Below are 23,319 nucleotides of genomic sequence, written 5' to 3'. Positions count from 1 at the left end.
CGGCGGCCGACCCTCGCGGCCGAGGTTCAGGCCGACGCCCGGCACTTGACGTCCTTCTCCGGCATCGCCCCGTCGACCAGCCAGGCCGTGCCGACGTTCAGCGCACACGCGTTGCCGCCGTAGACGTAGACACCATGACCGCTTCCGTCCACGGTCACCAGACGTGAGCGATCGGTGAACTTCTTCCGGAACAGCTGTCCACCGAGCAACGGCGTGACCGGGTCGTGCCGATTCTGCATGATCAGGATGTTCGTCGGCCCGTCATCGTTGATCTTGACCTGCGGCTCGGACGGCGCGAGCGGCCAGAACGCGCACGGCAGGATGTTGGCCGTCGCCGCACCGAACAGCGGATACTTCTCTCGGTCCGCGGCGACGCTGCGCTGGTACGCCCGGACATCGGTGGGCCACTCCACGTCGTTGCAGGTCACCGTGAGGAAGACCGACCACGAGTTGGAGTACGACGCCGCCTCGCCGACTGCCGCCGGTGCACCGGGAGTTGCTGCCATCAGCCTCTTGACCGCGGTCTCGTCGGCGTCCTTGATCGCTTCCCAGAGCTGCGCCGTCTGGCCGTACCTCCGCTCGGCGTAGAGGCCACCGAAGGTGGCCAACCGGAAGAGGCGGCCGTCGATGCCGAAGACCGGCTTCTCGTCGAGCTGCTCGGCCAGCGTGAAGTACATGTCGCGCACTTCCTCCGGCGTCCGTCCGAGCCCGTACGCGTCGTTCCGTGCCGCCGCCCACTTCGCAAAGTCGGGAAACGTCTCCTCCATGCCCAGCGCGTACCGACGGATACCGGCGCGGTCCAGAGACGTGTCACCGAGGTTGCTGTCGATGAGAATCCGGTCGGTGGTGTCCGGGAACATCGAGGCGTACGCGGCGCCCAGCGCCGACCCGTACGAAAGGCCGAAGTAGCTGGCCTTCTCCTCGCCGAGCGCGGCCCGGATCCGGTCCAGGTCCCGCGCTGTGTTGGCGGTGGTGATGTGGGCCATGCGGCCGTCGGTGTCGTTGGCCGCGCACTGCTCGGCGACGCCCTTGGCGATCTCGGCCTGCTTGACCACGGCTGCGTTGTCCACGGCGTACGGCGGGACATTGCCGATGTAGTCCTGACCGACGGTGAACTTGCAGTCGATCGGCGCCGAATGGCCGAAGCCGCGGGTGTCCATGCCGATCAGGTCATAGGTGTCGAGGACTTTTGACGGGATGCCCAGGTCGGCCAGACCGGCCGGCATCGTCAGCGCGGACCCGCCCGGACCGCCCGGGTTCAACAGCAGCACGCCGCGCCGCTTCTGCGGGTGCTCACTCGCCAGCCGCGACACCATGAGGTCGATCTGCGTCCCGTCCGGGTCGTCGTAGTCCAGCGGCACCGTCACTCTCCCGCACTGCACGTTCCGGGTCGGCGCCGCGGCCGTGACGTCGTCCGGACAGGTGCCCCACTTCACCTGACCTACGTCGTCCCGATCGGCGGCCGCGGGCGGCGCCGGCGCCAATGCCCCGGCGAAGCCGATCGCAACCATCAGGGCCAGACCCCGGCTTACTCCACGCCTTCGATGCATGACCATTCCTCCGAATGCGGCCTCGATGTGCTTCCTGGCGTGATCAAGGGCAACCTCTGCCCTTGGGGCCAGGTCAAGCCGGACGAGCGTGGAGATCGCAATCGGTGTGGCTGTTCTGCCGGAACGTCAGCCTCAGCGCTGCTCGGCAGCGTCAGTACTTGCCGTGGATCTGAACTCCTGGTTGAGCGCGTGGGCCCGGGCGAGGGCTTTGAGCTGGGCCCGGTTGTAGAGCTCGGCGACGGCGGGGGCGATCACGGCCTCGGCGAACTGCTTGCCTCGTGGCGCGGCGCTTACCGGGTCGCTCATCCACGGGAATCGGTCTTGATGGGCGCGGATCGCCACGGCAAGATGCCCTGCCAGTTCGTCGATCGTCGCGTCGTCCGCGTCCTCGGGGATGGACTCGAACTCGTCCTCGTAGTCATCGGGTTCCGAGATGAGCTGGCGCAGGTCGTCGAGGGCGTCGTCGTTGAACACCTGCGAGTAGACGGTGACCAGAGCATGGTCTCGCTCGCCCAGCTTGTGGGCGACGGGACCGAACGGCGGCGGGGTGTCGAGCGGCGCCCGGTGCTTGAGGATGACGGCCAGCTCGGCGCGTATCCGCTGCAGGCGTTCGATGGTGTCCGCCAATTCGGCGTCCAGGAGACGGATGGCCTTGTCGGGCTTCTCGTCCGCTCGTCCCATCGCGCCGATCTGCGAGAGGGAAACACCAAGGCTACTCATGCGCTTGATCTGAAGTAATCGGACGAGATGAGCCGGCTTGTACTGCTTGTAGCCGTTCGAGGCGCGTGCGGGTTCGTCGAGCAGGCCGATCCGGTGATAGTGACGCACCGTTTTGACGGTGGTACCGGCGAGATCGGCAAGCTGCTGCGTGCTCCACGCCATGACGTTCGGCCCTTCCGGTCTCGGTGCTACGCCCCAGTGGAAACACAACCTATGCCCCCAGAGCAGGGGCAACGCAGCGCTTTACGACGCCGAGATCTTGACGCCGCCTGAGGAACAGCCGTTGGCCGGCGCGAGGTAGAGGGCAGGTGTGCAGCCACCAACGAGTGGCTGTGACCCACGGCCGTCATGCGGTCGGATCCACGTTCCAGCCGCAGGCAGACCTAGGCTGCGGAGGCGTCCGCGACTGCTGTCGCGGTGATTCTGCGTGCGGTGGTCACGAGGCTGGTGATCGCAGAGTCGGGTGGCAGGTCGCACAGGTCGATCAGAGTGAAAAGCGACTCCGCGCTGATGACGACGGCGAGGTCGCGGACCAGTTGTTCGATGTCCGCACGTCCCGCGAGGCCCTCCCGGTCGATCCAGGGGGCAAGTGCGTACTCGATGAGCGCGAAGCGATGGGCGGGACGGCTCTTGGCGGAAGACGGTTTCGCGACGGTCGCAGCGATGAGGGCCCGGACGGCACCTTGTCTGCGCAGCACGGCCCGGCCGAGGACTTCCGCGGCCTGGCCGATCCGTTCGACCGGGTCGTCGCTGTCCGTCATCGATCGGAGAACCTCGACCTGGTCCTCCACCGGGACGGCGGCGCGCAGAAGCGAGACGAGGTCGGGAAAGTACCGGTAGAGGGTTGCTTCGGAGACTCGTGCTTCGGCCGCAATCACCGACATCTTGATCTCCGAGCCGCTGTCCGCAAGAGCACGGGCGGCCGCGACGATCGCGGACCTGGTGCGTTCCATCTGGTTGGTGCGCTGGCGTGGGCGACCCTGCCCGTCCATGATCATCCTCCTTCGCTGTCCAGCAGTGTACAGCACAGCTCTCACGATGAGGGATGACCTTCTTCATGAGAGTCCACTTGCACGAGTGGAGTGGATGGTCCTAGAGTCCTGGCCACGGTCAACTACCAGTCACAGGAGGCTTCATGGTCGAGGTGTCGATCGTCGGTCCGGGCGATGGCGAGCTCTTCGTCAACGGGCCGTCGCAGATCCGCATCCTTGAGGACGGCAGCAGCACCAACCACCGCCTGGGGATAGGTGAGATCACCATTCCTCCCCACACTCCCGGCCCGCCGCAGCACCGCCATGCCCAGCACGACGAAGGCTTCTACGTGCTCTCGGGCAACGTGCGGTTCACCGTGGGGCAGACCGACTACGATGCCGGCGCCGGCACGTGGGTCATGGTTCCGCCGGGTGCACCGCACACCTTCGCCAACGTGAGCGATGAACCCGCGGCCATGCTGAACACCTTCACCCCGGATCTGTACGTGCAGTACTTCCGCGACCTCAAGGACATGGTGGAGTCGGGGCAGCCGCTGACACCCGACTCCGTGGCAGCAGTTTGGACGAAGTACGGCACCGAGCCGTCCACGGAGTACGCTCCGTGACCCTTCTCCTCGTGGCCAACACCATCGCCGCCGTTGCCAGTATCGCCTTCGCCGTGGTGGGTGGCGTACGACCGGCGGCACTGACCGACAGCGATCCGCCGACCGGCGGTGAACGGTTCTACGGCTGGATGTACGCCGTCAGGGGGCTCCCTCTGGGGGCCGCGGCCGGTGTCGTACCGCTGCTGTGGTCAGGTCCGGCCTCCGTAGTCATCCTGTACGCGGCAGCTGCCGCCCAAGTGGGCGATGCCGCAATCGGAATCGCCCACCGAAAGTGGACGATGATCGTCGGCCCATTGCTCCTGACCGCGATACACGTGGCAACGGCTGTCGCCGCTCGATGAGGGGCCTTCCCACTCGCGTCATTCCTGCTCCGGGCAAGATCTGTTCGAAGGTGGACCCTAGTCGACCCTGACCACATACTTGCCCCGCACACCGCCCGCCTCCAGCGCCCGGTGTGCCGCCGCTGTCTCCTCCAGTGGGAAAATCGTGTCCACCACCGGGCGCAGGTTTCCCTCCGCCACCTCGTGGGCGAGGGCGTCGAAGAGCGCCCGCTTGGGGTTGCCGCTGAAGAAGCGCACCCGGCTGCGTCCGTGTACGGCGCTGGCCGCGATGTAGCCGAGCGAGGCGGCGGGCCGTGTCTGGTCGAAGGCGATGGTGACCATGCGTCCACCGGGTTTCAGCAGGCGCCGGAAGGCCCGCAGGTCGGTGCCCGCCGTGTCGAGGACCACGTCGAACAGGCCCAGTTCCGCCGGCGGAACGGTCCGGTGGTCGACGACGTGGTGGGCGCCGAGCGTGCGGACGAAGTCGAGGTTGGCGGCGCGGGCCAGGGCCGTGACCTCGGCACCGTATGCCTGCCCGAGCTGGACAGCGGCGTTGCCGACGCCGCCTGCCGCGCCCCGTACGAGCAGCCGTTCACCAGGGCGCAGCGCGGCCTTGTCGCGGAGCGCGGTGATGGCCGTGGTTGCCACCGGCAGCGCGGCGGCGGACACCAGGTCCAGTCCGTCCGGGACCCGGCCGAGCCGCTCGGCCGGCACGGTCACGTACTCGGCGGCGCTGCCGAACCCGGAGGCGCGGCCCACGACGCCCCACACCGGTTCGCCGACCGCGACGCCCGTCGCGCTGGTACCGAGTGCGACGACCTCACCGGTGAAGTCCAAACCGACGCGCTGCGGGAACTTCTGGCCGTTGATGAGGCGGAGGCGGCCGGAACGGACCGCGAGTTCGCCACCGTTGACGCTGAACGCGCGCACCCGCACGAGAACCTCGCCGTGTGCCGGTGCGGGGCGTGGCACCCGGCCCACGTACAACACCTCAGGGCCGCCGAAGCGGTCGAACAGTACTGCTTTCATGGTGCGGTCGTTCATCGTTCTCACCTTCACTACCAGCGGCCGTGCGGGGGATCTGGACGCCGAGCGTAGGCTGTGAAACGGACGACATCGTCCGTTTAGGCCGGAGGTGAGAGACAGTGGTGGGGGAATCTTCTCGGATCGCGGGCCCGGACGGGCTTCGGGCCGACGCCCGGCGCAATCGGGGGCGCATCCTCGTTGCCGCCCGTGCGGTCTTCGCCGAGCATGGGATCGATGCGCCCATGGCGACCGTCGCCCGACGGGCGGGAGTCGGCGTGGCGACGCTGTACCGGCGTTTCCCGACCCGGGATGCCCTGGTGCGGGCCGCGTTCGCGCAGCAGATGGAGACCTGCGACCGGACGCTCACCGAGGCGCTGGCCGACCCCGACCCGTGGCGGGGCTTCCAACGGCTGGTCGAGACGATCTGCGAGCTTCAGCGGGAGGAACGGGGGTTTCCGGCCGCGTTCGTCGCGGCTTTCCCGGACAGCGCGGTGGAGCAGACGCGGGTCCGAAAACGGGCCGAGCGGGACCTCCTGACCCTGGTCCGCAGAGCCCAGGAAGCGGGCGCGCTGCGGGCCGACTTCCACCCTTCTGACCTTGCCGTGGCCCTGTTGTCCCACTGCGGTCTGGTCACCGCGCTGCCGCATGACCGTGCGGCGTCCCGGCGCCTGGTGGCGTACCTGCTCCAGTCGTTCCGCGCCGAGGCGGCCCACGGGGCCCTGCCTCCGCCGAGCGCTCTGCTACTGCGCAGTCTCCCGCTCGCGGCCGACAGCTCCCCGAGACAGCGACCCTCCAGAGCCTGACGCGAAACGCCGCCTGCCGCATGACATGCCTTGCCGGAGTTGAGGTCCCCGCGCCTCCGCTGACCGGTCTCCGTCAGACAGAACTGCGCGGCACCGTCACCACGTGTTTGCCCACGACGCCGCCGCGCTCGAAGGCCCTGTGCGCCGCGGCGATGTCTGCGAGCGGGTAGACGCTGTCGATCACCGGGCGCAGCGCGCCGGAGGCGACCTGGACGGCCAGGTCGCGCAGCACGGGGGTGTGGGGGTTGGCGCTGAAGGTCCGGATGCGGCGGGAGCCGTGCAGGCTCGACGCGGCGATCTCGGCCAGGGCCGACGGTGACAGGCCGACGGTGACCATGCGTCCGCCCTTGGCCAACCGGCTTCGGTAGCAGTGCAGTTCCGAGCCGACGGTGTCGACGATGACGTCGAACGGACCTATCCGGTCCGAGGTGGTGGTGCCGTAGTCCAGGACCTCGTCGGCGCCGAGGTCGGTCAAGAGCTCGGCGTGGCGGTCGCGGGCCAGCGCGGTCACATGGCCGCCCATGGCGTGCGCCAGCTGTACGGCGGCTGTGCCGACTCCACCGGCCGCGCCCCGGACCAGGACCCGTTCTCCGCTCGTGAGGCGCACGCTGTCGCGCAGTGCGATCAGCGCCGTGGAACCCGCTACTACCAGGGCTGCCGCGTCGACGGCGGCGAGGTCCGCCGGGGCGTGCGAGATCCGGTCCGCGCTGACGACGACATACTCGGCCGCGGCGGCGACGGTGTGCCGCCGGCGCGGATGCACCATGCCCCACACCCGGTCCCCGGCCCTGAAGCGGGCGACATCGGTGCCGGTCGCGACAACGGTGCCCGCGAAGTCCAGTCCCGTGCCGATCGGGAACCGGCGTCCCGACATCATCTTCAATTCCCCGGTGCGGACGATCACATCGTGTCCGTTCACACTGGTTGCCTCGACCGACACCAGAACCTCGCCGACGCCGGGAGCGGGACGATCCACGTCATTGATCCGCAGGACGTCTGCCGTACCGAAGCTCATGATCTGAACGGCCTTCATGTCGCTGTCCTTCCGTGAACGGCTGGGGTTGCTCCGATGCTGGACCCCGCACACGGCAGCACGGTCGTTCACTTCTTCCTGGGTCCGGCAGACCCACCCTCGCGGGCCGGGCCGACGGCATACTGGCGCCGTGACCGACTCCTCTCACGCCATGAGCGACGATCCCCGGCGCGAACTCGCCGACTTCCTGCGCACCCGCCGAACCCGGCTGCGACCCCAGGACGTCGGGCTGGAGCCCGGTCCGCGACGGCGCGTCGCCGGGCTGCGGCGGGAGGAACTGGCGCTGCTGGCGGGGGTGAGTTCGGACTACTACCAGCGCATGGAGCAGGGACGCGACGTCCGGCCCTCCGAGCAGGTGCTGGACGCCCTCGCGCGTGCCCTGAACTTCTCCGCCGAGGAGACCCGCCATCTGCACAGCCTCGCCGCCGCCGCGCGTACCCCGGTCCGCCTGTCGCGTTCGTACGAACCGGAGGCGGTGCCGGACACCACGCTGCGAGTGATGCGCGGCATGACCGCGCCCGCCCTGGTCGTGGGCCGTTTCCTGGACGTGCTGGCCTGGAACCCGCTCGGCGGCGCTCTGCTGGGGGAGTTCATCAGGCAGCCGCAGAGGGAGCGGAACCTGCTGGCGTTATTCCTGCGCCCCGAGGCCGACCGGGCGTGCCCGAACCGCGCGGCCACCGTCGCAGAGCTGATCGGGATGCTGCGGACACAGATCGCCGCCGATCCCGGCCACCCGCGCGCGGTCGAGCTGGTGGGTGAACTCGCGCTCCGCAGCGATGAGTTCGCGGCCCTGTGGGCCCTCCACGACGTGGCGGAACCGACCCGCGGCCACATGAGCATCGACCACCACCAGGTCGGCGAACTGAACCTGGACTGGGACGTCTACCCGATACCGGGCAACCTCGGCCCCGCGCTCATGGTCTGCACCGCAGCCGAAGGCAGCCCCGACGCCGCACGACTTCGGGTGCTCGCGGACCTTCTGGGCACCCCTTGACCCGTCCCCAGGCCGTGACCGCTCCGCGCCCAGGACCGTGTCGGCGTGCCAGGCATTCTCCTGCGGCCTGAGCACGTGCGGAGCCCTGTTCGACGCCGGACGGCACAGAACGGGCTCACGCCTCCAGGCTGAGGGCGGAGTTCATGGTCGAGCAGACCCGGCGCAAGATCGCGGGCAGTTCGCCCGGTGTGCAGTCGGGCAGCCATTCGTCCAGAGCGCAGCGCCAGGCGGCCACGAAGAACTCGATGAGGAGCCGCAGTTCGAGACGGTTCTGTTCGTCGAGCTGGCGCGCGATCTCGGCCTGGACTTCGGCGCAGTGCCGCAACGTGTGCCCGTCGAGTGCGGGTGAGTCGGCGATCAGCCGGAGTGTGAGCGGGAAACGCCGGTACCAGCCCTCGTCCATGCGCTCCAGAGTGGTCAGCATGGCGGAGAGGAAGACATCGGCCAGCGGCCCGGACTTCTCGATGCCGTCGAACACGTCCAGGTAGACGTCCCAGAGCTGCTTGACGGCGGTGAGCGCCACGTCCTCCTTGGAGCGGAAGTTGCGGAAGAAGGTCCGCCGGGACACCTCGACCTGCTCCAGCAGCGCGTCCAGCGGAGTGCTGTCGAATCCGCGTTCACCGAAGAGTGTGACGGCGGTGTCGATCAGTGCCTGGCGAGTACGCAGCTTCTTGCGTTCGCGCAGGGTGGCGGGCTGTTCGGAGATGGTCATCACGAACACTGTACCAACTGCGCCAGGATCAGGCATATGCTCTTCTGGAGCAAACGCCACACTGTGGCATTTTGGAAAGGGGTCCTCCTGTGCGTGCACTCGTCGTCGACCACACCTCACCCGGACACCTGTCCCTGACGGACGTCCCCGCCCCGCGGCCCGCCGCCCACGAGGCGCTCGTACGGGTCGAGGCGGTCTCGCTGAACTTCGGTGAGGTCCATGAGGCGACCCGTCCGGAGCGGCCGGACGGCACCGTGCTCGGATGGGACGCGGCCGGCGTGGTCGTCCAGGCGGCCGCCGACGGCTCGGGTCCGGCCGAGGGAGAGAGGGTCGTCACCCTCGGAGAGGCCGGCTGGGCCGAGTTGCGGGCCGTACCCGCCGCCCTGCTCGGCACCGCGCCCAAGGACGCCGATCCCGGCGCACTGAGCACCATTCCCGTGGCCGGGCTGACCGCCCTGCACGTGCTGCGCCGCATGGGATCGCTGCTCGGTCGCCGCGTGATGATCACCGGTGCTTCCGGCGGTGTCGGACGTTACGCCGTCCAGTTGGCCGCCCGTGCGGGCGCGCACGTCGTTGCCATCAGCCGAAGCGCCGCCCAGGCGGACCGGCTGCGAGCCCTGGGCGCCCACGAGGTCCATCCCGAACCGGCCGCTGTGCAGCAGCCGGTGTCGGCCGTTCTCGACAACGTCGGCGGACAGCACCTCGTCGACGCCTTCGCCTCCCTGTCGGCCGGCGGCAGCCTCTTCAGCGTGGGCCGCTCCTCGGAGGCCGACGCTGTGCTGGCCCCGGATGCCCTGCTGGGTGACGGAGGACGGCACGACCGGTCGATCCGTACCTTCTTCCTCTTCGGCGACCCGACCACCGACTTCTCCGCGGATCTGACCTGGCTGGCCGGAGAGATCGCCGCAGGCCGCCTCGATCCGGGCATCAGCTGGCGCGGCCCCTGGACTCGCCACTCCGAGGCCGTCAAGGTCCTGCTCGACCGCCGCCTCCACGGCAAAGCCGTCCTCGACCTCAAGTAGTCGGTCAGGCGGAGGTGGCTATGTCCAAGGACACGGGTGACGGTCAGTGGTACGTCCTGCATGGTGCTCGGCGCGGCGTCCTCCCACGGGTATGGGGCGGGAGCCGCCGTGCTGGCGCCGGATGACCGGCAAGGTGAGTCGGCCGTCGGCCCAGCAGCGTGTTTCGGGCACCGCCGATGACCGGCGGGCCTGGGTGTGCCGTGCCGGCGGCACGGCCGGGCAACCCGTTCAGACGATCTTGGTGGCGCCCGCGTCGACGAGCCAGTTCCCGCCGATCGCACTCGGCATGGTCGGGGAGGCCAGCAGCAGCACCGCCCGGGCGACCTCGGCGGGGTCGATCAGGGTGCCGGTGAGCATCCCGGTCTGCTTCGGCAGGCTCGCCACCAGCACGTCGTGCTCGACGCCCAGGCCTGCCGCCACCTGTGCGATGTAGGCGTCCTTACCCGCGATCAGGTCGGTGCGCGTCGCTGACGGCGACACCGCGTTGACCCGTACTCCGGACCCCGCCATACGCTCGGCCAGCCCCCGGGTGAAGGCGTTGAGGGCTGCTTTGGCGGCGGAGTAGGGCAGCGGCTCCGACCCCGGCCGACGCGAGCTGTCGGAGCTGATGTTGACTACGGCGCCCCTGGCCTCGATGAGCGAGGGCAGTGCCGCGCGGGTGGTGCGTACTGCCGCGTCGAGGTTGAGGGCGAACGCGCCCGACCAGTGGGCGTCCTCGCCGTCGAGCGGATTGCCGAACGCCTCCGCCGGCATCACCCCGCCTCCGGCGTTGTTGACCAGGACATCGAGCCGGGGGTCGACGGCCAGGGCGGCGTCGAGCATGCGCTTCGGACCGTCGGCCGTGGCGAGATCGGCGGGAACGAACGTGGCTCCGGTGGCCTCAAGCTCGGGCGTGCTGCGGCGGGCCGTCGCGGTCACCGACGCCCCTTCCGCGAGGAACGCCCGAACGATCGCGAGGCCGATGCCCCTGCTCGCACCGGTGACGAGGACACGCTTGTCAGCGAGCTGAAGATCCATGACGTACTCCAGTCGGGGAGAAGGATTGAGGCGCCGTAAGTGAAACAGTGCCGTATCAGGTCTGTCAACTGTGTCATACTTGTTTCACTTGTTGCCGGCAGGGTGACGCTGACGGAGGAAGTGGCATGGGCGGGGAGAGTCCTCCGCGGCGGATCCGAGCAGACGCCGAACGCAGTACGGCCCGCATCCTGGAGGCGGCCGAGGCTGTGTTCGCCGAGGACCCGGCCGCGTCCCTGGAGCGGATCGCGGACGCCGCGGGGCTTGCCCGCGTCACCGTCCACCGCCGGTTCGCCTCGCGCACCGCGCTTCTGGACGCCCTGGCCGAGCAGCTGAGTCAGCGCTATCTGCTCGGACTGGCGGAAGCGCGGGTGGAGACCGCGCCGCCCCTTGTCGCGCTGCACCGCCTCACGGAGATCGTCTTCGATCTCAAGCTCGGCCACCGCTTCGCCGTCCAGCTTTCCGCGGCCCTCACGCCGGCGGTCGTGGACGGCCTCGACCTGCTCTTCGCCCGTCTGCGGGACGCCGGAGCGATCACCGCGGCGGATCCGGCCTGGTGCCGCCAGGTCTATCTGGCTCTTCTGCACGAGGTCTACGACCTGCCCGCGGGTTCTCCGACCCTGACCTCCGCGGGTGCCGGAGACGAGGTTGAGGCGAAGGTCAATCTGCTCGTCCGAACCGCGGTCGGCGCGCTGGGCGGCAGCAGCGACACGACGGGCGTCGCGCTCGACAGGTGACCGCGCTGGTGTGCTCTACGCACCTGCGCTCTGCCCACACCGGTTTGGGCGCGTCGTCGGGCGACGTAATCGGCAGAGGCTGAGTGAGGAGCTGATCGACGAGATGGAAGGCGTCGTAGCCGATCAGCAACGAGTCGCTTCGGGTTGGGTGAGAACCCGCTTGACCGCCAGGACTCGCCCATATTGCCGGCGACGACCGTCCCGACTGCTCGGATGCGGCTGTACGACGTCGCGTCAACGTGGTCCGCTACGGTCCCGTCAGCTCAGCGAGCCCATCCACTCGGCGATGGCCGGCCCGATCTCGTCCGGCGAATCCTCCTGGACGAAATGAACCCCTGCCACCGTCACCTCGGTCTGTGCCGGCCACTTGCGGACGAAGTCGAGCAACCAGTCGCTGGCGAGGATCGCACCGGGCTCGGCCTTCAGGAACAACTTGGGTACGTCGCTCGTGGCCAGCCAGTCCGCGTAGGAGGTCGCGATCGCGTCCACGTCGGCGGGCTCGCCCTCGATGGGGATCTCGCGGGGCCACGTCAGTGTCGGCCGTCGTCCCTCTCCGGGTTCGGCGAACGGCCTTCGGTACGCCGCCATCTCTTCTGCGGAGAGGGGGCGCAGGACGGCCTGTGGCAGCACCTCCTCGATGAAGAGGTTGTCCTCCAGGACCATCGCCTCGCCGGCCTCGGAACGTAGCGCGTGCAGGAACGAGCGCTTGCCCATCTTGTCCCAGTGGTCCCAGCCCTGTGACCGTACGATCGCCTCCATGTAGGCGATCCCCTTCACGGCCTCGCGATGGCGGTTGGCCCAGTCGAAGCCGAGGGCCGAGCCCCAGTCATGGACGACGAGCGTGACACGCTCGTGCACGTCCAGAGCTTCCAGCAGGGCGTCGAGGTAGCGCCGATGCTCGACGAAGCGGTACGAGCCGGGGCCACTGTCAGGCAGCTTGTCGGAATCACCCATGCCGATCAGGTCGGGGGCGATACAGCGGCCCAGCGGCTGCAGATACGGCAGCACGTTGCGCCAGAGGTACGACGAGGTGGGATTGCCGTGCAGCAGCACGATGGGGTCGCCCTCGCCAATCTCCACGTACGCCATTTCGAGGCCGAGAACCCGCCGACGCTGCTTCTGGTACGGAAATGCCGCAGAGATCATATGTGGCTCTCTCTCGTGTGGCAGCCGAGTTTCATCACTGCTCATGCCATGGATCTCGGAACATTTCAATTTTACTACATTCTCATAAATGGCATTGCAGTGCGGTCCTCGTGCGACCGCCTCCAGGCGCAGCAGGCGGGCGTGCTGACGCTGCCTCATGTCCGAGACACCCAAGGCGAGTTCGGCAGCAGACGGCTGCCGTCTCCTATCAGTGCGGTATGCCCGTCTCCTCCTTGAGGACGAGACGCGTGCCGCGCCCTGGTGCCGTTTCACCAGGCAGAAATGACAGCACGGGCACGACGCCTCGGTACATCTCCGCACGCCACGCTGGTGATATCCCGAAACCGGACCTGGAGATCAGTTTCCCGTGGCTACCTTGCTCTACCGGCTGGGCCGGACCGCCTTTCAGCGGCGCTGGCTCATGGTGCTCTTGTGGGCCGTACTCCTCGGTGCCGTGGGCGCCGGGGCCGCCAAGGCGCCGGCCGCTTCCGACGACGGCACGTCGTTCATGCCCGGCATCGAGGCGCAGAAGGCGTTCGACCTGATCGCAGAGCGCTTCCCCGGATCGTCGGAGGATGGCGCGAACGCGCGGATCGTGTTCGTCGCCCACGACGGCGAGAAGGTGACCGCGTCCGGCAATCGCGCCGCCATCGACGCCTTCGCCAAGGAGGCCGCCGACGCGCCCCAGGTCTCCAGTGCCGTGAACCCCTTCACCGCAAAGGCGGTGAGCAAGGACAGCTCCACCGCCTACGCCACCGTGAACTACAAGGTGGGGGCCGCAGACCTCACCGACGCCGACAAGGCCGCGCTGGAGAAGACCATCGAGCAGGTCCGTGACTCCAGGCTCACCGTCGAGGTCGGCGGCACCGCGCTCGCCGAGCAGCCGGCTGCGGGCGGCTCGTCCGAGGTCATCGGCGTCGCCCTCGCCGCAGTCGTACTGCTGATCACCTTCGGTTCTCTGGCCGCCGCCGGTCTTCCCCTCCTGACCGCCATCATCGGCGTCGGAGTCAGCATGGCCGCCATCATGGCGCTCGCCGGCCCCCTCGGTCTGTCCATGACCACCGGAACGCTCGCCTCGATGCTCGGCCTCGCGGTCGGCATCGACTACGCGCTGTTCGTGGTCTCCCGCTACCGCGAGGAGCGCGCCAACGGGCACGAGCCGCGCGAGGCGGCCGGGCTGGCCGTCGGCACGGCCGGTTCCGCGGTCGTCTTCGCCGGACTCACCGTCGTCATCGCGCTCGCCGGGCTGTCCGTGATCGGCGTGCCGATGCTCACGAAGATGGGCCTGTGCGCCGCGGGTGCCGTGGCCATCGCCGTGGTGATCGCCCTCACCCTGGTGCCCGCCCTGCTCGGCATGTGGCCGAACGCCACGCTCTCCCGCGCCGCACGCCGACGCGGCCGATGGAACACACCCGTGGACAACGGCGGCTCGCGCTGGGCCCGCTTCGTGCTGCGCCGACCGGTGGCGGTCATGGTGGGCTGCGTGGTGGGCCTGGGCGCCCTCGCCCTGCCGGCCGCGCACCTGGAGATGGGGATGCCGGGCGCCGAGTCCAAGCCGGTCTCCTCGACGGAACGGCGTGCCTACGACGCCCTCGCGGACGGTTTCGGCGCGGGCTTCAATGGACCGCTCACCATCGTCGCCGATGTCGAGGGCGCGCACGATCCCAAGGCGGTGGTGGCCCGGATCGCCAAGGAGATCACGGGCACCGAGGGGGTCGTGTCCGTGTCCGCTCCGCAGTTCAACCAGGCAGGCGACGCGGCGCTGTTCTCGGCGGTCCCGGCCACCGGCCCGAACGACCAGAAGACCAAGGACGTCGTCCGGACGATCCGCGCGGAACGTGCGGTCCTTGAGCGCGAGACGGGCGCGACCTTCGAGGTCACCGGCGCCACCGCGATGAACATCGACGTCGCGCAGGCTCTGCAGGACGCCCTCGTGCCCTACCTGGTCGTCATCGTCGGCCTGGCCCTGATCCTGCTGCTGGTCGTCTTCCGCTCCGTGCTCGTGCCCGTCAAGGCCGCCTTCGGGTTCCTGCTGAGCGTGCTGGCCGCTCTCGGCTCGGTGGTGGCGGTCTTCCAGTGGGGCTGGGGCGCGGGCCTGCTCGGCGTGGAGCAGGCCGGACCGATCATGAGCCTGATGCCGATCTTCCTGGTGGGCATCGTCTTCGGCCTGGCCATGGACTACGAGGTCTTCCTCGTGTCACGGATGCGTGAAGCGTACGTCCACGGCGACCGGGCCCCGCAAGCCGTCGTCACGGGCTTCAGGCACAGTGCACGAGTGGTCGCCGCCGCGGCCGTCATCATGATCGCGGTGTTCTCCGGGTTCGTCGGCGCCGACGAGTCGATGATCAAGACGATCGGCTTCGGTCTCGCCGTCGCGGTGCTCTTCGACGCGTTCGTCGTCCGCATGGCCCTGGTACCCGCCGTTCTCGCCCTGCTCGGCGACAAGGCATGGTGGCTGCCGAAGTGGCTGGACAGGCTGCTGCCCCGTGTCGACGTCGAAGGCACCGGGCTCACCACAGTGGTCGCCCGTAGCACCGGAGCGGTGGACAGCGAGCCGCTGCCGCAGGCGTCCACCCGCGTCTGAGCCCCCGCCGTAGGCCGCGGCGCCTCCTGCCGAAGCACCGCGACCTACGGTGTGTGAGCATGAATGTCCTTGGATTTCTCCCGGAGCGCGATGAACACGAGATGGCAGCGCCGGGCGGCGGCCCATCGCCGAACCGCCGAGGCTCTGACGCCGGCGCTGCTGGCCGCGCTCACGGTCACCGGTGTCCTGATCAGCTGGGCCGTGATATCCGAGCCACCTCTGTGGCCGGCCCTTGCCCTGGCCCTCCTCGCCTGTGGCACGCTCCACTGGCGACGCACTCGCCCCTTCGCGGTGCTGGCCGCCACATTGCTGTGCACCATCTGCCAAGGGGCGCTCGGCTACCTCCTGACACCCCTGCTGATGGGACCGCTGCTGGCCGCGCAGTACACGCTGAGCGTGTACAGCCGCCGCCGTGCCACCTGGTACAGCGTGGTGATCGCCGCCGTCGCCACGGCAGCGACCGGCTTTCTCTTTACCCGGCTCCACGACTCTCCGGTCCTCGCCGTCGTCAATCCCACGTCGTGGGTGCTGCTTTCCGCGGCCGTCGGGAGCTATGTCCGGGTGCGGCGCGAGTACGCGGCCGCGCGCGCCGAGCACGCAGCCCGGGAGCGCGAGGAGGAAGCACGGCACCGGGTGATCCAGGAACGCATGCGCATCGCGCGGGAGTTGCACGACGTGGTCGCCCACCACCTGACCCTCGCCGACGTCCAGGCCAGCACTGCCGCCCACCTTGCGACGACCCACCCGGACCAGGCACTCGGCATCATCGGCAGGCTGCCCCAGACCACCTCCGCCGCTCTGCGTGAACTCAAAGCGACCGTCGGGCTCCTGCGCCAGGACACCGACCCGGACGACGGACTGACCCCGGCACCGGGCCTGGGGCAACTGCCCGCCCTGGTCGACGCCTGCCGGGCGGCCGGGCTGACAGTCACCGTCACCACCGGCGGGGAGTCCCGCCGGCTCACTCCGATCCTCGACCTGACGGCGTACAGGATCATCCAGGAGGCCTTGACCAATGTCGGCAAGCACGCCGCCACCCGCACCGCACGAGTCCGTCTCGGCTACACCCTCCACCACCTGACCCTGACCGTGACGAACGACATGAGCCCTGGCCGCGCCGTCGCTACAGCCGGCCCCAAGGGAGGCTTCGGGCTCATCAGCATGCGCGAGCGCGCCGCAGCCGTCGGTGGCACCTGCTACGCCGGCGAACTCGCCCAGGGCGGCTTCGAGGTCAGCTGCACTCTGCCACTCGACAGCCGCGAAGACAGCTTCGACGAAAGCCCCGTCACATGACCATCCGCGTCCTGCTCGCCGACGACCAGGCCCTGCTCCGTGCCACCTTCCGCATTCTCATCGACACGGTCGAGGACATGACGGTGATCGCCGAGGCGGCCGACGGCCGGGAGGCCGTCGACCTCGCCCTGGCCCACCGGCCGGACGTGGTCATCATGGACATCCGCATGCCCAATGTCGATGGTGTGGCCGCCACCGCCGAGATCTGTGCCCGACCGGAACTCACGCAGACCCACGTCCTCATCCTCACCACATTCGAGGACGACGAGAACGTCGCCAAGGCCCTGCGCGCCGGAGCGAGCGGCTTCCTCGGCAAAGGCGTCAGCCCTGACATCCTTTTGTCCGGCATCCGTACTGTCGCGGCCGGCGAAGCCCTCCTTTCCCCGGCTGCCACCCGGACCCTCATCACCCGCTTTCTCACCACCCCGGACACGGACGATTTCCGACCCCTCCCCGACACCATCAAGGTCCTGACCGACCGCGAACGCGAAGTCACGGTCCTGGCAGCGCACGGCAGGTCGAACGACGAGATCGCCACCAAGCTGGTGGTGAGCCCGCTGACCGTACGCAGCCACATCCAGCGAGCCATGACCAAGCTGAACGCCCGCGACCGCGCCCAACTCGTCGTCATCGCCTATCAGAGCGGCCTGGTGAAGCCGCACCCGCCCAGCTGAGCCAGCCGTGGTGTCCAGGTGGCGGGAGTCGCTGGTGAGGTGCGTGGGGTGGGCCGGGCTACCGCCGCCGCACTGTCCACCTCAGTCGGGCCACGGCGGCGGCGAACTCCTCGGGTGCTTCCTGGGGCGGATTGTGGCCGACGGGAAGCCGAAGGTCGTCGACCAGGCGAGGGAATCGTTCGGCATGTGTTTCCGGGGTCTTGGGATCTCTGAGCCCGTCACGGAGGGGGCTGATCGTGATCGTCGGGACCTCGACGCGGGGGCGTGCCGCGATGCGGTCCTCATCCGCCTGGTACAGCGGGTCACCAGGCACGAGCCCGAAGCGATGCCGGTAGGAATGGACGACGACAGCGACGAAGTCGGGGTTGTCGAAGGAAGGGGCGGTCGCGGCGAAGTCGGCGTCCGTGAATGCCCAGCCGGGTGACCATTCCGACCACAGCAGCCGGGCGAGGGCTGCGCGATTCCTCGCAAGTCCTTCGCGTCCGCGTTCGCCGTGGAGGTAGTACTGGTACCAAAGGCGTCGCTCGCCTTCAGGCGCGATCGGCGTGGCTCCCTCGGCGATGTCCTGGACGTTGTAGCCATCGACGCTGACGAGTCCGGCGACCCGGTCGGGGTGCAGCATCGCGGTGAGCGTCGCAGCGCGACCGCCCCAGTCGTAGCCCGCGACGACGGCAGGGGCCAGACGTAGCGCGCCGAGCAGCGCGAGCAGGTCCGCGGCGAGTGCCGCCTGCTGCCCGGAGCGCATCGTGGTGGTGTTGGCGAACCGTGTGGGCCCGAACCCGCGCAGATAGGGGACGACGACGTCGGCTCCTTGGTCGGCCAGACGCGTCGCGACAACGTCGTAGCTGCGCACGTCATAGGGGAAGCCGTGCAGCAGCACCACCGGTGGCGCGCCCGGGGTTCCGTGGCGTTCGAAGGCGATGTCGAGGACTCCGGCACGGACGTACTGCAACGGATGCCTGCTCATGAGGGGATCCTTCGGGTGTCGTGTCACAAGCCGGCGTGCCGGCATGCGTTCGGGCACCAGGGCACCTGCGCGACTGCCGCAGAGCAACTTGTCATGCCAACGAGGTTCTCGGTCGGTCGATCGCGAGTCAATGGCATAGGGTGCGTGAGCTGCCATTGTTCTCCGCCCGTTCAACTTCCAGGCCCATTGGCGGACTGGGCGCTCAAGGGGGCTTGCGGACACTTGTTAGGACATGTAAGAGTGCCCGGGTGTCCATGACCTTGCATGAAGCGATCGCGGAGAGTGTCCGCGAGCAGATCCGACGAGGCGAGCTTTCCGTCGGGGACGCACTGCCGTCCGAGGCGGAGTTCTGCGACCGCTGGAAGGCATCACGCGCACCGGTGCGGCAGGCCCTCGCCACGCTGCGTTCCGAAGGCGTGATCACCGGTGGCCGAGGGAAACCGCCGGTGGTGTGCGCCTCGTCCTTGGGGCAGCCGTTCGACACCCTCCTGTCCTACTCGGCATGGGTGCATTCGATCGGTCGTACGCCGGGACAGCGCACGCTTGAGCTTGCGTTGCGGCCTGCCGACGAGGTCGCCTCGGCCAACCTGCACGTCGATGCGGGGGCGCCGGTGGTGCACGTTCTCCGGCTCCGCTATCTGGACGGCGAACCCGCGATGCTCGAGCGTTCCATGTATGTCGAGCGGGTCGGCAGGTTGCTCTTCGACTTCGACTGCGACTCGGGATCCCAGTGGACCTACCTGCAGTCGCGCGGTGTCAGGTTCGCGACCGCTTCACATGTCATCGACGCCGTGGCCGCCGATCCCGTCGACGCACGGAACCTCGGGGTTCCCGAGGGGGCCCCGCTCCTGCGGCAGCGTCGGACAACCCGTGACCCCGACGGCGATGTCCTTGAGTTCCACGACGACCGTTACCTGCCCAGGGCCGTCAGCTTCACCCTCAACAACACCATCGACTCGCGCAGTGCTCTGGCGCGCGCGACGCCTGGCTCTGCCCTCGATCTCTGATTCGACATGCACGACTGGAAGGCACTCCTGCGAATGACCTCCATGACCGCACCACTGCCCGAGCTCGTCGTCCTCGACATGGCCGGCACCACGATCGACGAAGGCCTACAGGTCTACCGCGTCCTGTCCGAGACCGCGGCAGCTCATGGCGGGTCACCCTCGGAGGCCGACATCGCCCGGTGGCACGGGTCGGCCAAGCACGAGGCGCTGCGCGCCCTCCTCACCCCCGACGGCGGCACACCTCCCAGCGACGACGTTCTCGAGGCAGTTGTCGCCGACTTCCGGGCTCGGCTCACCGCGGCATATGCGGAGCGTCCGCCTCGGGCGCTTGCCGGGGCCGGCGAGGCCCTGGCGGAGTTGCGGGCCGCCGGCGTCCGCATCGCGCTGAACACGGGCTTCGACCGTGACATCGTCAACTCGCTGCTCGCGGCCCTCGGTTGGGAAGGCGATGCGGTGGTCGATGCCGTGGTGTGCGGGAGCGACGTCACAACCGGGCGTCCGGCACCCTTCATGATCTTCCACGCCATGGAGCAGACCGGTGTCACCGAGGTGGCACGGGTCCTGGTCGCCGGTGACACCCCGCGCGACCTTGAAGCCGGAACCAACTCGGGTGCCGGCTACGTCGTAGGGGTTCTCTCCGGGGCCGGCGATGTTGCTGAACTCGGCACACACCCCCACACGCACCTGCTGAGGTCTGTCGCCGAATTGCCCGCTCTGCTCGGCCTGCGCGGCAACGCTGTGAGCAAGGCGGTCAGCGCATGACCGCGCAGATCACGCCATCCACGCGGGCCCTGGGCACCGCCGACAGCTCCGACCACACACTCGCCGCCGTCTGGCGCGGAGGCGACGAGATCAACCTCGAATCCGTCGCACTGCCGCCGCTGGGCCCGGGAGAGGTTCTCGTCCGCGTGCGACTCGCCACAGTGTGCGGAAGCGACCGCCACACGGTGAGCGGACGCCGTCAGCAACCGTGCCCGTCCATCCTCGGACACGAGACCGTGGCGGAGGTCGTCGCCCTCGGGCCGGACAACGCGGACGCGCAAGAGGCGGTACATGCCGTGGACGGGCGACCGCTGAAACGTGGACAACGGGTCATCTGGTCGGTGACCCTTCGCTGCGGGACCTGCGACCGCTGTCTCGCCGGCGTCACAGCCAAGTGCCGCACGCTGCGCAAGTCCGGCCACGAGTCGTTCGAATCCGACTGGAGCCTGTCGGGCGGGTATGCCCAACACGCCGTCCTCCCCGCGGGGATGCCCATCGCTGTCGTCGACGACGAGATCGCCGACACACTTGCCGCGCCCGCCGCCTGCGCCACCGCCACCGTGATGGCGGTCATCGAGCGGGCAGGCATGCTGGTGGGTCGACGCGTGGTGGTCATCGGCGCCGGGATGCTCGGGCTCACCGCGGTCGCGGCAGCTTCCTCAGCGGGGGCCGCCTCCGTTGTCGCGGTCGACCCCAACCGTGCCAGGCGCGAGATGGCCGAGCGTTTCGGCGCGTCCGAAGTGCGGTCCTCCACTGCCGGTCTCAAGGACTGCGACACACTCCTGGAATTCTCCGGCTCTTCCACGGCACTCCAGGAGGGGTTGCGAGCACTGGACGTCCGGGGCGTTGCGGTCCTGGCGGGCGCTGTCGCCCCGGACGCTGACGTCACATTCGATCCCGAGTCGGTGGTGCGTCGGCACATTTCCATCACCGGTGTGCACAACTACGAGCCCAGGCACCTGACCGCAGCCCTGGACTTCTTGCAGGAGACGCGAGGGCGGTTCCCCTGGGAAGACCTCGTCGCCGACCCAGCGCCACTCGATGACATCGTGGCCCTGCTGACGCAGCCGCCCGGCCCCAAGCCGCGGTACGCCGTCGCCCCACGCTGAATCACCCCAGCGGCTGAACTCGCCGAGGTGGGCCATGACGAAGCCGCCGGCCATGGCCCACCAACGCCTGGCGCTCCGGCGCTGACCAGGGGGACGCTGCGGGTGCTTTACGTCGGCCCGGACCCCCGGCCCGTCGCTGTGGTCATCAGGAGGTGACGTCCTCGGCGAGGATCCGGTCGAGGTTGCGTTCAGCGAGGGCGGTGATGGTGACGAAGGGGTTGACGCCGACTGATCCGGGGATCAGTGCGCCGTCGGTGACGTAAAGGTTGCGGTAGCCGTGGACCCTGCCGTAGCTGTCCGTTGCCTTGCCGAGCACGCAGCCACCGAGAGGGTGATAGCAGAAGTCATCGGCGAACGCGCGCGTGTCGGTGAAGAGGTCGTGACGGTAAGCGGTGCCGTTGACCTGGTTGATTCGGTCGAAGAGCGACTTGGCGGCGGCGACTGAGGGCTGGTTCTGATCACGGGTCCAGTCCAGGCCCATGGCGTCGGTCGCGCGGTCATAGAAGAAGGTGCCGCGTTCCGGGTTCTTGGTGATGGCCAGGTAGAGGCTGATCCAGGTCTCGATGCCGGCCGGTACGGGAGCGATTTCGGCGAACACGGGATGGTTCGGGTTGCTCCAGTCGTCGATGGCCAGGGCGGGGATGGCGGACTGCTGGAAACCGGTGGGGTTCCACAGGTGGTTGGCTCGGGCGGTCATGATGTTGCCGTTGGGGCCCCAGCCCTTGCCGACAGTGTCCGTGAGGTCGGGGAGAGCGCCGGTGTCCCGTGCCCGCAGCAGGAGTTCGGTGGAGCCCAGACTGCCTGCCCCCAGAAACAGGTGACGGCAGCCGATCTCGCGTGTGGCCACGAGCGTGCCGCTGGTGTCGATCTGCGCCACCGACAGCACATAGGTGCCGTCAGGTTCCTGCCGGACACTCTTCACTTGGTGGAGCGTCTCGATGGTGACGTTGTTCGTTCCCAGGGCAGCGGCGAGATAGCTGTGATCGAGGCTGCGCTTGCCGTGGTTGTTCCCATAGATCACTTCGGCTGCGAGGGCGGATTTGGGGACCAGTCCTGCCTCCTCCCGCGCCATGTAGTCGAAGTCGTACACGTTGGGAACGAAGGCGGTCTTCAGGCCGGCGTTGGCGGCCTGGGCGCGGGAGACGCGGGCATAGCGGTAGTACTCGCTGCGTTCGAACCAGTTCTGAGAGACAGAATTGACACCGAGCATGTCCGTGGCGCGCGGAAAGTAGGTTCGATACATCTCGTCGGCGTCGACGCCGGGCAGTACCTCCTCGAAGTACGCGCGGACCGGGGTGACCGCCATTCCGCCGTTGACCAGGGAGCCGCCCCCCACACCCCGCCCCACATACACCGACATGCCCGGGAAGGTGACCCGGTCCAGCACACCGGCGTAGGGCTCGATGTTCCGGTTGACCACATCGAGCCAGAGAATGGTGGATAATGGCGCCTCGGTGCGGTTCCGGAACCACATGGAGCGGTGGTCGGGAGCGGTCATGCTGCAAAAGGTCGACTCACCGTCAGCTGGAGTTTTCCATAGCTGTCCCATTTCCAGCACCAGAGTGCGAACGCCTGCCTGGCCAAGCCGAAGGGCAGCGACAGCGGCACCGTAACCGGAACCGATCACTACGGCGGGGGCCCATTCGCGGGCCGCGGTCGGCTCGGCGGTACCTGCCCGAGCCGTGGCGGCGGTAATAGTGGTGAGTCCGGCGACGGCTGCTGTGTGGAGGGCAGCGAGCCCCAGGAGCCGGCGACGGGTCAGCTGCGTCATAGAGAAGCCTCTCTATCGATCGTGCGCACGTCGAAATGCTGAACGGTTTTCAGATGCCCGACTTGAGTACCACATGATTAGCTGAGGGCACTGTGCATCATCGAGGGTGACCAACTGCAACCGTCTTTGGCGTTTCATACACGATTTGGCGGCCAAACAGAAGCCGTTTCTGACCGCTGGCCCAGCTGAAGAGACTTCCTGGTGCCGGGGCGGAGGGAGTTGATCGAGCCGTACACTGCGACGATCCCGTCTCCCCGTCGCATTACTGAGCTTCAAAGCGTGGTGTCGGTGGGGGCTGACGGTTCGTGATCCCTGCGGTATGCCGATTGCATGAGGTATGCGCAAGGGGGCGGGCTGACCGACGAGTGGCGTGCCTTCCGTGAGAAGTTGAGGATGGAGGCTGCCGAGCGGTTCGTCCTGGGCGACGAGAACGTGGTCATCGCGCACGACCTGCGGGTCGGTGTCCGGTCGGTACAGC

The 23,319-nt window shown here is 68.6% G+C and carries 22 protein-coding genes and 1 pseudogene; 13 read left to right on the top strand and 10 right to left on the bottom strand.

Annotation, left to right across the window (positions count from 1 at the left end; translation table 11 throughout):
• Window positions 1-26 precede the first annotated feature (26 nt).
• The 3 genes from CTZ28_RS28160 to CTZ28_RS28150 all read right to left on the bottom strand — a co-directional run bounded on the left by CTZ28_RS28160 (window position 27) and on the right by CTZ28_RS28150 (window position 3,262).
• Entirely contained in the window at window positions 27-1,367 is a 1,341-nt protein-coding gene (locus CTZ28_RS28160; protein ID WP_310887628.1) for an alpha/beta hydrolase, read from the bottom strand.
• A gap of 315 nt (window positions 1,368-1,682) precedes the next feature.
• A complete protein-coding gene (locus CTZ28_RS28155) occupies window positions 1,683-2,432 on the bottom strand; it encodes a helix-turn-helix domain-containing protein (protein ID WP_121892516.1) in 750 nt (249 codons plus the stop codon).
• A gap of 221 nt (window positions 2,433-2,653) precedes the next feature.
• Entirely contained in the window at window positions 2,654-3,262 is a 609-nt protein-coding gene (locus CTZ28_RS28150) for a TetR/AcrR family transcriptional regulator (RefSeq protein WP_121892633.1), read from the bottom strand.
• A 143-nt stretch (window positions 3,263-3,405) separates the two neighbouring features.
• On the opposite strand from CTZ28_RS28150, the gene CTZ28_RS28145 reads away from it, so the two are divergent.
• Window positions 3,406-3,867 carry a cupin domain-containing protein gene (locus CTZ28_RS28145; protein WP_121892515.1) on the top strand — a complete coding sequence of 154 codons (462 nt, stop codon included), beginning with the start codon at window positions 3,406-3,408 and terminating at the stop codon, window positions 3,865-3,867.
• Complete coding sequence (locus CTZ28_RS28140) at window positions 3,864-4,208, top strand: hypothetical protein (RefSeq protein WP_121892514.1); 345 nt, start codon at window positions 3,864-3,866, stop codon at window positions 4,206-4,208. Before CTZ28_RS28145 ends, CTZ28_RS28140 begins: the two co-directional genes overlap by 4 nt.
• A gap of 57 nt (window positions 4,209-4,265) precedes the next feature.
• On the opposite strand, the gene CTZ28_RS28135 is transcribed toward CTZ28_RS28140, so the two are convergent.
• Window positions 4,266-5,231 (bottom strand): NAD(P)-dependent alcohol dehydrogenase, encoded by a 966-nt coding sequence (locus CTZ28_RS28135; RefSeq protein ID WP_121892513.1) that lies wholly within the window; start codon window positions 5,229-5,231, stop codon window positions 4,266-4,268.
• Between the two features lie 104 nt (window positions 5,232-5,335).
• Between CTZ28_RS28135 and CTZ28_RS28130 the strand changes: the two genes are divergently transcribed.
• On the top strand, window positions 5,336-6,016 hold the full coding sequence (locus tag CTZ28_RS28130) for a TetR/AcrR family transcriptional regulator (protein ID WP_121892632.1): 681 nt from the start codon (window positions 5,336-5,338) through the stop codon (window positions 6,014-6,016).
• A 73-nt stretch (window positions 6,017-6,089) separates the two neighbouring features.
• Here CTZ28_RS28130 and CTZ28_RS28125 read toward each other — a convergent pair whose 3' ends face one another.
• Entirely contained in the window at window positions 6,090-7,049 is a 960-nt protein-coding gene (locus tag CTZ28_RS28125) for an NAD(P)-dependent alcohol dehydrogenase (RefSeq protein ID WP_121892512.1), read from the bottom strand.
• 151 nt (window positions 7,050-7,200) lie between these two features.
• On the opposite strand from CTZ28_RS28125, the gene CTZ28_RS28120 reads away from it, so the two are divergent.
• Entirely contained in the window at window positions 7,201-8,043 is an 843-nt protein-coding gene (locus tag CTZ28_RS28120; RefSeq protein WP_121892511.1) for a helix-turn-helix transcriptional regulator, read from the top strand.
• 115 nt (window positions 8,044-8,158) lie between these two features.
• On the opposite strand, the gene CTZ28_RS28115 is transcribed toward CTZ28_RS28120, so the two are convergent.
• Complete coding sequence (locus CTZ28_RS28115) at window positions 8,159-8,755, bottom strand: TetR/AcrR family transcriptional regulator (protein WP_121892631.1); 597 nt, start codon at window positions 8,753-8,755, stop codon at window positions 8,159-8,161.
• 89 nt (window positions 8,756-8,844) lie between these two features.
• On the opposite strand from CTZ28_RS28115, the gene CTZ28_RS28110 reads away from it, so the two are divergent.
• Entirely contained in the window at window positions 8,845-9,777 is a 933-nt protein-coding gene (locus tag CTZ28_RS28110) for a zinc-binding dehydrogenase (protein ID WP_121892510.1), read from the top strand.
• A 228-nt stretch (window positions 9,778-10,005) separates the two neighbouring features.
• Here CTZ28_RS28110 and CTZ28_RS28105 read toward each other — a convergent pair whose 3' ends face one another.
• On the bottom strand, window positions 10,006-10,794 hold the full coding sequence (locus CTZ28_RS28105) for an SDR family NAD(P)-dependent oxidoreductase (RefSeq protein WP_121892509.1): 789 nt from the start codon (window positions 10,792-10,794) through the stop codon (window positions 10,006-10,008).
• A 125-nt stretch (window positions 10,795-10,919) separates the two neighbouring features.
• Between CTZ28_RS28105 and CTZ28_RS28100 the strand changes: the two genes are divergently transcribed.
• Entirely contained in the window at window positions 10,920-11,528 is a 609-nt protein-coding gene (locus tag CTZ28_RS28100; RefSeq protein ID WP_121892508.1) for a TetR/AcrR family transcriptional regulator, read from the top strand.
• 258 nt (window positions 11,529-11,786) lie between these two features.
• On the opposite strand, the gene CTZ28_RS28095 is transcribed toward CTZ28_RS28100, so the two are convergent.
• Window positions 11,787-12,674, bottom strand: a complete 888-nt coding sequence (locus CTZ28_RS28095) for a haloalkane dehalogenase (RefSeq protein ID WP_121892507.1) — start codon at window positions 12,672-12,674, stop codon at window positions 11,787-11,789.
• Window positions 12,675-13,041: 367 nt separating this feature from the next.
• Here CTZ28_RS28095 and CTZ28_RS28090 point away from each other — a divergent pair, with 367 nt between their 5' ends.
• The 3 genes from CTZ28_RS28090 to CTZ28_RS28080 all read left to right on the top strand — a co-directional run bounded on the left by CTZ28_RS28090 (window position 13,042) and on the right by CTZ28_RS28080 (window position 17,225).
• On the top strand, window positions 13,042-15,258 hold the full coding sequence (locus CTZ28_RS28090) for an MMPL family transporter (protein ID WP_121892506.1): 2,217 nt from the start codon (window positions 13,042-13,044) through the stop codon (window positions 15,256-15,258).
• A gap of 90 nt (window positions 15,259-15,348) precedes the next feature.
• On the top strand, window positions 15,349-16,551 hold the full coding sequence (locus tag CTZ28_RS28085) for a sensor histidine kinase (protein ID WP_121892505.1): 1,203 nt from the start codon (window positions 15,349-15,351) through the stop codon (window positions 16,549-16,551).
• Window positions 16,548-17,225 carry a response regulator transcription factor gene (locus CTZ28_RS28080; protein ID WP_121892504.1) on the top strand — a complete coding sequence of 226 codons (678 nt, stop codon included), beginning with the start codon at window positions 16,548-16,550 and terminating at the stop codon, window positions 17,223-17,225. The genes CTZ28_RS28085 and CTZ28_RS28080 overlap by 4 nt, the downstream gene beginning before the upstream one ends.
• A 58-nt stretch (window positions 17,226-17,283) precedes the next feature.
• On the opposite strand, the gene CTZ28_RS28075 is transcribed toward CTZ28_RS28080, so the two are convergent.
• Entirely contained in the window at window positions 17,284-18,192 is a 909-nt protein-coding gene (locus CTZ28_RS28075) for an alpha/beta fold hydrolase (RefSeq protein ID WP_121892503.1), read from the bottom strand.
• Window positions 18,193-18,446: 254 nt separating this feature from the next.
• On the opposite strand from CTZ28_RS28075, the gene CTZ28_RS28070 reads away from it, so the two are divergent.
• From CTZ28_RS28070 to CTZ28_RS28060, 3 genes are read left to right on the top strand one after another with little or no spacing between them, the layout of a single operon-like run.
• Window positions 18,447-19,199: a GntR family transcriptional regulator gene (locus CTZ28_RS28070; protein ID WP_259471852.1), complete on the top strand. Its 753-nt coding sequence runs from the start codon at window positions 18,447-18,449 to the stop codon at window positions 19,197-19,199.
• A 42-nt stretch (window positions 19,200-19,241) separates the two neighbouring features.
• Entirely contained in the window at window positions 19,242-19,961 is a 720-nt protein-coding gene (locus CTZ28_RS28065; protein WP_121892630.1) for a phosphonatase-like hydrolase, read from the top strand.
• Window positions 19,958-21,070, top strand: coding sequence for a zinc-binding dehydrogenase (locus CTZ28_RS28060; RefSeq protein WP_121892501.1), 1,113 nt, complete (start codon window positions 19,958-19,960; stop codon window positions 21,068-21,070). The genes CTZ28_RS28065 and CTZ28_RS28060 overlap by 4 nt, the downstream gene beginning before the upstream one ends.
• A gap of 145 nt (window positions 21,071-21,215) precedes the next feature.
• Here the strand turns inward: CTZ28_RS28060 and CTZ28_RS28055 are convergent, their stop codons facing one another.
• A complete protein-coding gene (locus CTZ28_RS28055) occupies window positions 21,216-22,841 on the bottom strand; it encodes a GMC oxidoreductase (RefSeq protein ID WP_121892500.1) in 1,626 nt (541 codons plus the stop codon).
• A gap of 330 nt (window positions 22,842-23,171) precedes the next feature.
• Between CTZ28_RS28055 and CTZ28_RS49990 the strand changes: the two are divergent.
• Window positions 23,172-23,319: pseudogene (locus tag CTZ28_RS49990) on the top strand (IS630 family transposase); the annotation flags it as partial.

The sequence above is a fragment of the Streptomyces shenzhenensis genome, from assembly GCF_003688995.1.
Taxonomy (GTDB): Bacteria; Actinomycetota; Actinomycetes; order Streptomycetales; family Streptomycetaceae; genus Streptomyces; species Streptomyces shenzhenensis_A.
Note: the sequence above shows the minus strand (reverse complement) of the source record. Positions and strands in the feature narration are given on the sequence as shown.